Below are 7,804 nucleotides of genomic sequence, written 5' to 3'. Positions count from 1 at the left end.
GGCGACCACCCCGTCGGGCCGCACCAGGGTGGCGCCCGCGGGCCCGAGCCCGTACCGGCGCGTCAGGTCGCCGTCCGGGTCGCGCAGGTCCTCTCCCAGGACGTGGACGTCGAGCCGGACGCCCAGCCCGCGCGCCGCCGCCGCGGCGGCCTCGCCCCACGCCACGCCCTCGGGTCCGGCGATCAGCACCCAGCCGTCGCCGTACAGCTCGATCGTGGACACGCGCACTCCGTCGCGCTCCACCCAGGCGTGCGGGGCGCGGAAGCCGGGACGGCCCGTGGGGCGCAGCGGGTCCTCGACCGGCTCCGGGTCGTCGTCCTCGGCCACCACCGCGCCGGAGCGGTAGCGGAACCCCATGAGCACCTCGGCCATGCCCCGCGCGCGCGGCAGGCTGTCGGCCAGGTGCGGTGCCATCCGCTCGCCGTAGATGCTGAGCGACTCGTCCACCACCAGCCGGGCGACCTGCGCGCGTTCGAGGCCGTAGCTGTCGAGCAGCCCCTCCCCCGCCTCGCCGGCCACGACGGCGGCGAGCTTCCACGCCACGTCGAAGCCGTCGCCGACGGCCGTGTTGCCGCCCATCCCGCCGGTCGGCGGGGTGACCTTGGCCGCGTCGCCGACCAACAGGATCCGGCCCTCACGCCAGCGGTCGGCGATGTAGGCGGCCATCTCCCACGCCTGCACGTCGAGCAACTCCAGCCGCAGGTCCGGCGCGCCGACCGCCAGGCGGATGAGCTCCTCGCACCGCCGCGGGGGGTAGTCCTCGGGCGTCTCGCCGCGCGCCGGGTCGTACTGGACGTAGAAGGTGTGCCGGTCGGGCCGGTCGGTCGGCCCGAACGTGCCGGTGAAGGCGGGGTTCTGCAGGTAGTACCAGCCGGTGGAGCCGGGGGGCAGCACGGCGGACAGGTCGGCCTCGAAGATGATGCCGACGAAGTGGGCCAGCGAGCCGTGGCCGTGGCGCGGGATGCCGAGCCGTTCCCTGATCTCGCTGCGCGGGCCGTCGGCGGCCACGAGGTAGCGGCCCCGGACCGTGGTCTCGGCGCCGTCGGCCACCGTGCGCAGCCGCACCGTGACGCCGTCGTCGTCCTGGGCGAAGTCCGTCATCTCGGTGCCGAAGCGGATGTCGGCGCGGTGCTTCTCGGCCTGGGCCAGCAGGATGGGCTCGACTCGGTCCTGGGAGGCGAGGGCCCAGGGCATGGGCGTGCAGTCCTCGGTGGCCCCGACCAGTTCCTCGAAGCTCTCGGCGAAGGTGTGCAGGGTCCTGCCGCCCACGGTCTCGGCGACCTTGATGGTGAAGTCGCCCTGCCGGCCGCGGATGTCGGTGGCCGCCATGACCTCGTCGGCGACGCCGCCGATGCGCAGCAGCTCCATGGTGCGCGGGTTTTGGCCGGCCGCCTTGGGGTAGATCGACGTGCTGCCGTGCCGCTCCACGAGCAGCACGCGCACGCCCCTCCGGGCAAGGAACATCGCCGAGGACAGGCCGCCGAGCGCACCACCGACGACCACCACGTCAACGTCAGGTTCCATCATGCGGCCTCCTTGACTCGTGCGGAATTTCATGGTCGGAGGCGCGAATCAAGTAATCACTGAGAACGGCTGGACAATTTCGCGGTCCACGGCCAATGCGGTCAGGAGGTGACCGCGCTGCTCGTTATCGTCCAGGGCATGACGAAAAACGGCGGGAGCGACGGGAGCCTCCGATGAGCTCTCCACCCACACTCGCGATAGAGACTTCCGGTCTGCGGAAATTGTTCGGGCAGACGAAGGCCGTCGACGGTATCGACCTGCGCGTGCCGCCCGGGATCGTGTACAGCGTGCTCGGGCCGAACGGCGCGGGCAAGTCGACACTGATCCGCATGCTGGCCACGCTGCTGCGGCCCGACGGGGGCCAGGCCACCGTGTTCGGCCACGACGTGGTGCGCGACTCCGACGCGGTGCGCCGGCGCATCAGCGTGACGGGGCAGTACGCCTCGGTGGACGACGCGCTGACCGGCATGGAGAACCTCGTCCTCATGGGCAGGCTCCAGGGCTACACCTGGCCCAAGGCCAAGGAGCGGGCCGGCGAGCTGATGGACGCCTTCGGCCTGACCCACGCGGCCGGGCGGCTGGTCAGCACCTACTCCGGCGGCATGCGGCGGCGGCTGGACATCGCGGCCAGCATCGTCGTGAGCCCCGACCTGCTCTTCCTGGACGAGCCGACCACCGGCCTCGACCCGCGCAGCCGCAACCAGGTGTGGGACATCGTGCGGGCGCTGCTGGCCGGCGGCACCACGATCCTGCTCACCACCCAGTACCTCGACGAGGCCGACGAGCTGGCCGACCGCATCGCGGTGGTCGACCAGGGCAAGGTCATCGCCGAGGGCACCACCGACGAGCTCAAGGCGTCGGTCGGCCAGGTCGCCCTGCACGTGCGGCTGCGCGACCCCGGGCAGCGCGACAAGGCCGAGGACCTGCTCAGGCAGGAGCTGGGCGTCGACGTGCACCTGGAGGGCGACCCCGCCGAGATGTCCGCCCGCGTGGAGGACAACGCGCGGGTGCTCCAGGCGCTGAGCGCCCTGACCCGCGCCTCGATCGAGCCGGCCGAGTTCTCCGTGACCCGGCCGAGCCTGGACGAGGTCTTCCTGACGCTCACCGGCCACAAGGCCGACGACCAGTCCGCCGGCGAAGCCGGAGAGGAGGACGCCGCATGACCTCCTCGATCGAGCGCGTGGACGACCGGGTGATGGCCGCCCTGTCCACGCACGAGCGGCCGCCGAAGGCGAGCGCGCTGTCGGCCACGATCACCCACCTGTGGCGCGGGATGATGGCCTTCAAGCACTTCCCCGCCCAGCTCATCGACATCATCCTGCTGCCGGTGATCTTCCTGCTGCTGTTCACGTACCTGTTCGGCGGCGCCTTCGCCGGCTCGCCCGGCCAGTACCTCCAGTTCTTCCTGCCGGGCATCGCGGTGCAGAGCGTCATCCTCATGACGGTCTACACCGGCACCGCGATCAACACCGACATCAACAAGGGCGTCTTCGACCGCTTCCGCACGCTGCCGTTCTGGCAGCCGGCGGCCATCGCCGGCAACCTGGTCGGCGACATCCTGCGCTACGTGATCGCGCTGACCATGACCATCGGGATCGGTCTCGCGCTGGGCTTCAGGCCGGGTGGCGGCATCCTCGGCATCCTCGGGGCCATGGCGGTGCTGATCGTCTTCGCGTTCAGCGTGAGCTGGATCTTCGCCGCGATCGGCGTGGTCGCCAGCGTCCCGGAGCGGGTCTCCGGCACCAGCATGATCGTGATCTATCCCCTGCTGTTCATGAGCAACATCTTCGTCCGGCCGGAGACCATGCCGTCGTGGATGCAGGTGCTGGTGAAGATCAACCCGCTGAGCCACGCGGCCACGGCGTCGCGCACGCTCATGCACGGCACGGCCGGGTTCTGGGACGTGATGTGGGCGCTGATCACCTCACTGCTCATCACGGTGGTGTTCGCGCCGCTCGCAGTGCGCCTGTACAGGAACAAGAACACTCGCTGAGCACGCGGGACGCCGCTCATTCCAGCGCCCCGTCGCGGATATTCCCGATGGGGCGCTGAACACGTTAAGTAAGCGATCACTTACATAGTAGCACTTGAGCCTTACCGGATGGGCTTGACAGGCGACGCGGCACATATTTAGCCTAACATAGAAAGCTGAGGACGATTCAATTTTGAATCGTCTTCTTTGGTGAAGGGCAGAAAAGAAGGAACGTTCGAAATAATGGAGTGACAATGACCGGACCTCCGCTTTCCTCGTCCTCCTTGGTGTCGCGGACCCGACCCGCCGACGTGCGGCACCGCATCGACACGCTGACCGACCCCGACTCCTTTGTGGAATTCGGCAGCCAGGCCCGACATAGGGTCACGGCCTTCGGCATGCAGGCCAAGCGCCCGGCCGGCGACGGCGTCGTCACCGGGCACGCGACGGTCGACGGCCGCCCGATCGGCGTGTTCGCCCAGGACCCCTCCGCGCTCGGCGGCTCGCTCGGCGAGATCCACGCCGCCAAGATCGTGTCCGTCCTGCGGCAGGCCGGGCGCGCCAGGATGCCGGTGGTGGGGCTGCTCGACTCGGGCGGCGCCCGCATCCAGGAGGGGCTCGCGGCCCTCGACGGCTACGGCGCCATCTTCCGGGCCAACGTGCAGCTCTCCGGCCGGGTGCCGCAGCTCAGCCTCATCCTCGGCGCGTGCGCCGGCGGCGCGGTCTACTCGCCCGCGCTCACCGACATCATCATCATGCTGCGCGAGAACGCCCACATGTTCCTCACCGGCCCCCAGGTGGTCAAGGCCGTCACCTTCGAGGACGTCAGCCCGCGCGACCTCGGCGGCAGCGAGGTCCACACCCGCCACTCGGGCGTCGCGCACCTGGTCGCCTCCAGCCCGGCCGAGGCCATGGACCTGGCCCGGCGGGTCCTTTCCTACCTGCCCGACTCGTGCTGGGACGAGGTCCCCATGGGCATGCCGGCGCCCCCCGGAGCGATGCCCCGGCTGCCGGACAGCCCCCGCGTCCCCTATGACGTCCGGCAGGTGATTTCCGGAATCGTGGACGCCGACAGTTTTCTCGAACTCCAGTCGCGTTTCGCTCGCAACCTGGTCATCGGTTTCGCCCGGATCGAGGGCCGCCCGGTCGGCGTGGTGGCGAACCAGCCGCTGGCCCTCGCCGGGGTTCTGGACATCTCCGCGTCCGAGAAAGGGGCGCGTTTCGTCCGGCTCTGCGACGCGTTCGGATTGCCGCTCGTCACCCTGGTGGACACCCCGGGTTTTCTTCCCGGAACCAAACAGGAAACAAATGGAGTGATACGCAAGGGCGCGAAACTGCTTTACGCGTTCTCCGAGGCGACCGTGCCGCGGCTGACCGTGGTGCTGCGCAAGGCGTTCGGCGGCGCGTACATCGTCATGAATTCCAAGTCGTTGGGGGCGGACGCCGTGTTCTGCTGGCCGGGGGCGCAGATGGCAGTGATGGGCGCGGAAGGAGCGGTCGACATCGTCTACCGGCGGGAGTTGCGCGATGACCCCGGGGTGCGCCCCGACCTGGTGGCGGGATACGAGCGCGAGGTGATGGCCTCGCACCTGCCGGCCGAGCGGCTGTCGGTGGACGAGGTCATCGAGCCCGAGCAGACCCGATCGGTGCTGGCCGCGACCCTGCGGACGCTGGCCAGGTCGGTCCGCCCCCGCTTCCGTCACGACAACCTTCCCCAGTGAAGGCGGCGTTCCCCGCTCGGGTGTCGGCCTCCGAGCAGGGCAACGGGACGATCCGCGTCGTCATCGCCGAGGACATGGACATGGTCCGCGGCGCGCTGGTCGCGCTGCTCAAGCAGGAGGCGGACATCGAGGTCGTGGGCGCCGTGTCCGACGGGAGGCAGATCCTGGCCACCGCGCGGACCGGCGCGCCCCACGTCGCGGTCATCGACGCCGACCTGTGCTGGAAGGACCGGTTCGCGGCGGCCGTCGAGCTGAAGGAGACGCTGCCCGGCTGCGACACCCTGCTGCTCAGCAGCCTCGCCCGGCCGGCCACGGTGCGCCAGGCGCTGTCGGCCGGCGTGGGGGGACTCATGCTGAAGACCTCGCCACCCGAGCAGCTCGCCGACGCCATCCGGCGGGTGGCGGCGGGGTACCGGGTCTTCGACGCCGACCTGGCGCTGGTGGCGTGGGGCTCGACCGGGTGCCCGCTCACCGACCGCGAGCTGGAGGTCCTCCAGCTCGCGGCGGAGGGGGACGAGATCCGGGAGATCGCGAGCGCGCTCTTCCTGTCGCCGGGGACCGTGCGCAACTACCTGACGGTCGTGGTGAGCAAGCTGAAGGCGCGCAACCGCATCGATGCGATCCGCATCGCCCGCAAGTCGGGCTGGATCTACTGAGCGCGGCGGTCGCGCCGGGCCGGGGTACCGAGCGCGCAGGCCGGGCCGGATCTACTGCGGCTCCCCGCGCGTCGTCCCGTGGACCGGCTCGTGTTCCGGGACGAACCGCCCGAAGCGCCCCTGGTGGTACAGCAGGGGGCGGCTCTGCTCGTCGATCCGCGCGCCCGTCACCAGGCCGACGACCAGCACGTGGTCGCCGATGTCCGCCGTGCGGTACGGGGAGCAGGTCAGGTGGGCCGCGACGCCGTCCAGCAGCGGCGTGCCGAACTCGTCCGCGGTCCACCGGGTGGGCGGCGCGAACCGGTCGACGCGGGTGCGGGCGAAGCGGGCCGCGGTGTCGCCCTGGTCCCCGGCCAGGATGTTGACGGCGAAGCGGTCGGCCTCGCGCAGCCACGGCCAGGTGGAGGAGGTCCGGCCGAGATAGAAGGACACGAGCGGCGGCCGGAGGCTGACCGAGGAGAAGGAGGTGGCCGTCACCCCGACGGGGACCCCGCCGACCGAGGCGGTGACGACGACCACCCCGGCCGCGTGTCCGGCCAGCGCGCGGCGGAACTCCTCCTCGTCGACCGCCCGGTCGCGGTACGCGCGGCTCATCGGTGGGCGGGCGCCGGGCCGGCGGACATGTCCGCGGGGGCGCCGCGGTGCGCCGCGGTCAGGTCCTCCAGCACCGGCACGACCTCGTTGGGGGCAGGGCAGTCCAGCATCTCCTCTCTGATCTTGGCCGCGCCGGCCCGGAACGACGTGTCGCCCAGCAGGTGGGCCAGGCCGTCGCGGACCGCGCTCGCCTGGCGGGCGGGCCCGGGCGGCAGGTACATGCCGGCGCCGAGCTTCTCCAGGCGCAGCGCGCGGAACACGTCGTCCCACTGCCAGGCGAGGGCGAGCTGGGGGACGCCGTAGAGCGCCGCGCTGGCCCACGTGCCCGCACCGCCGTGGTGGACGACCGCGTCGCAGGTGGGCAGCACCACGTGCAGCGGCACGCTGTCGACCACGCGGACGTTCTCCGGCAGCGGCCGCATCCGCTCGCCGGCCTTGACGGTGGCGATCACCTCGACGTCCAGCTCGGCGATCGCCTCCAGCAGGTCGGCGACGGCGTCCAGGCCGGAGAAGCCGGTCGTGCGCTCGGTCATGCCCTGGGTGACGCACACCCGGGGCCGGTCGGGGTCGGTCCGCGACCAGGGCGGCACCACGGCGGGCAGCGGGCCGTTGTACGGGATGTAGCGCATCGGCACCAGCGGCTGGTCCAGCTCGAAGCGGACGCTGGCCGGCATCTGGTCGATGGTCCACTGACCGGTGACGACCTCCGGGCTGAACTCGGCGCCGAAGCGGCCGAGCGTCCAGGTGAGCCAGTCGCGCACCGCGTCGTCGCGCAGCTCGGGGGACAGCGGCGCGAGCAGCCGCTGGAAACGCTGGTACACCTGGAGGAACAGGTCGGGCCCCCACAGCAGGCGGGCGTGCGCGGCGCCGGTGACGTGCGCGGCGACGGCCCCGGCGAAGGTGAAGGGCTCCCAGATCACGAGGTCGGGCCGCCACCAGCGGGAGAAGGCCACCATCTCGTCGACCATCGAGTCGTTGTTGATCTGGGCGTAGAACATCGCCGTGAGCATCGTCGTGGACGACTCCAGGAAGTCCAGGTCGAGCAGCTCGGGGCGGCCCTCCAGGTAGTCGGGGTTCTGATGCAGGGCGAAGACGCCCGGGGCGGCGGCGGCCATCACCTGTTCCACCTGGTGATCGCCGCCGACGGGCACGGCGGTGAGCCCGGCCCGGGCGATGCTCGGGGTCAGCGCGGGCTGGCTGGCCACCCGGACCTCGTGCCCCGCGGTGCGTAAGGCCCAGGCCAGCGGCACCATGCCGTTGAAGTGGGCGTCCATGGCGAAAGACGTGACCAGCACGCGCATCGTCGAATCTCCTCACGCCCCGGGTCCGGCGAAGGA

General features: G+C 71.2%; 7 protein-coding genes. 4 read left to right on the top strand and 3 right to left on the bottom strand.

What is annotated here, in order from left to right:
- On the bottom strand, positions 1-1,527 hold a 1,527-nt coding region (rdmE, locus tag AB0H81_RS27015; protein WP_358380130.1), incomplete at its 3' end, for an aklavinone 12-hydroxylase RdmE.
- A gap of 170 nt (positions 1,528-1,697) precedes the next feature.
- Here rdmE and AB0H81_RS27010 point away from each other — a divergent pair.
- The 4 genes from AB0H81_RS27010 to AB0H81_RS26995 all read left to right on the top strand — a co-directional run bounded on the left by AB0H81_RS27010 (position 1,698) and on the right by AB0H81_RS26995 (position 5,873).
- On the top strand, positions 1,698-2,687 hold the full coding sequence (locus AB0H81_RS27010) for an ATP-binding cassette domain-containing protein (RefSeq protein ID WP_358380127.1): 990 nt from the start codon (positions 1,698-1,700) through the stop codon (positions 2,685-2,687).
- Positions 2,684-3,517, top strand: a complete 834-nt coding sequence (locus AB0H81_RS27005; RefSeq protein WP_358380124.1) for an ABC transporter permease — start codon at positions 2,684-2,686, stop codon at positions 3,515-3,517. Before AB0H81_RS27010 ends, AB0H81_RS27005 begins: the two co-directional genes overlap by 4 nt.
- Before the next feature lie 233 nt (positions 3,518-3,750).
- Complete coding sequence (locus AB0H81_RS27000) at positions 3,751-5,217, top strand: acyl-CoA carboxylase subunit beta (protein ID WP_358380121.1); 1,467 nt, start codon at positions 3,751-3,753, stop codon at positions 5,215-5,217.
- On the top strand, positions 5,214-5,873 hold the full coding sequence (locus AB0H81_RS26995; protein WP_358380118.1) for a response regulator transcription factor: 660 nt from the start codon (positions 5,214-5,216) through the stop codon (positions 5,871-5,873). Before AB0H81_RS27000 ends, AB0H81_RS26995 begins: the two co-directional genes overlap by 4 nt.
- A 51-nt stretch (positions 5,874-5,924) precedes the next feature.
- Here AB0H81_RS26995 and AB0H81_RS26990 read toward each other — a convergent pair whose 3' ends face one another.
- Together AB0H81_RS26990 and AB0H81_RS26985 are read right to left on the bottom strand one after the other, a co-directional pair.
- Entirely contained in the window at positions 5,925-6,467 is a 543-nt protein-coding gene (locus AB0H81_RS26990; RefSeq protein ID WP_358380115.1) for a flavin reductase family protein, read from the bottom strand.
- Positions 6,464-7,768 carry an activator-dependent family glycosyltransferase gene (locus AB0H81_RS26985; RefSeq protein WP_358380112.1) on the bottom strand — a complete coding sequence of 435 codons (1,305 nt, stop codon included), beginning with the start codon at positions 7,766-7,768 and terminating at the stop codon, positions 6,464-6,466. The genes AB0H81_RS26990 and AB0H81_RS26985 overlap by 4 nt, the downstream gene beginning before the upstream one ends.
- Positions 7,769-7,804 lie beyond the last annotated feature (36 nt).

It is taken from the genome of Nonomuraea sp. NPDC050691 (assembly GCF_040654455.1).
Lineage (GTDB): Bacteria > Actinomycetota > Actinomycetes > Streptosporangiales > Streptosporangiaceae > Nonomuraea.
Note: the sequence above shows the minus strand (reverse complement) of the source record. Positions and strands in the feature narration are given on the sequence as shown.

Coding starts and splice junctions, on each gene's coding strand:
- AB0H81_RS26985 (WP_358380112.1), bottom strand. CDS start 7,768: ATGCGCGTGCTGGTCACGTCTTTCGCCATGGACGCCCACTTCAACGGC.
- AB0H81_RS27010 (WP_358380127.1), top strand. CDS start 1,698: ATGAGCTCTCCACCCACACTCGCGATAGAGACTTCCGGTCTGCGGAAA.
- AB0H81_RS27005 (WP_358380124.1), top strand. CDS start 2,684: ATGACCTCCTCGATCGAGCGCGTGGACGACCGGGTGATGGCCGCCCTG.
- AB0H81_RS26990 (WP_358380115.1), bottom strand. CDS start 6,467: ATGAGCCGCGCGTACCGCGACCGGGCGGTCGACGAGGAGGAGTTCCGC.
- AB0H81_RS27000 (WP_358380121.1), top strand. CDS start 3,751: ATGACCGGACCTCCGCTTTCCTCGTCCTCCTTGGTGTCGCGGACCCGA.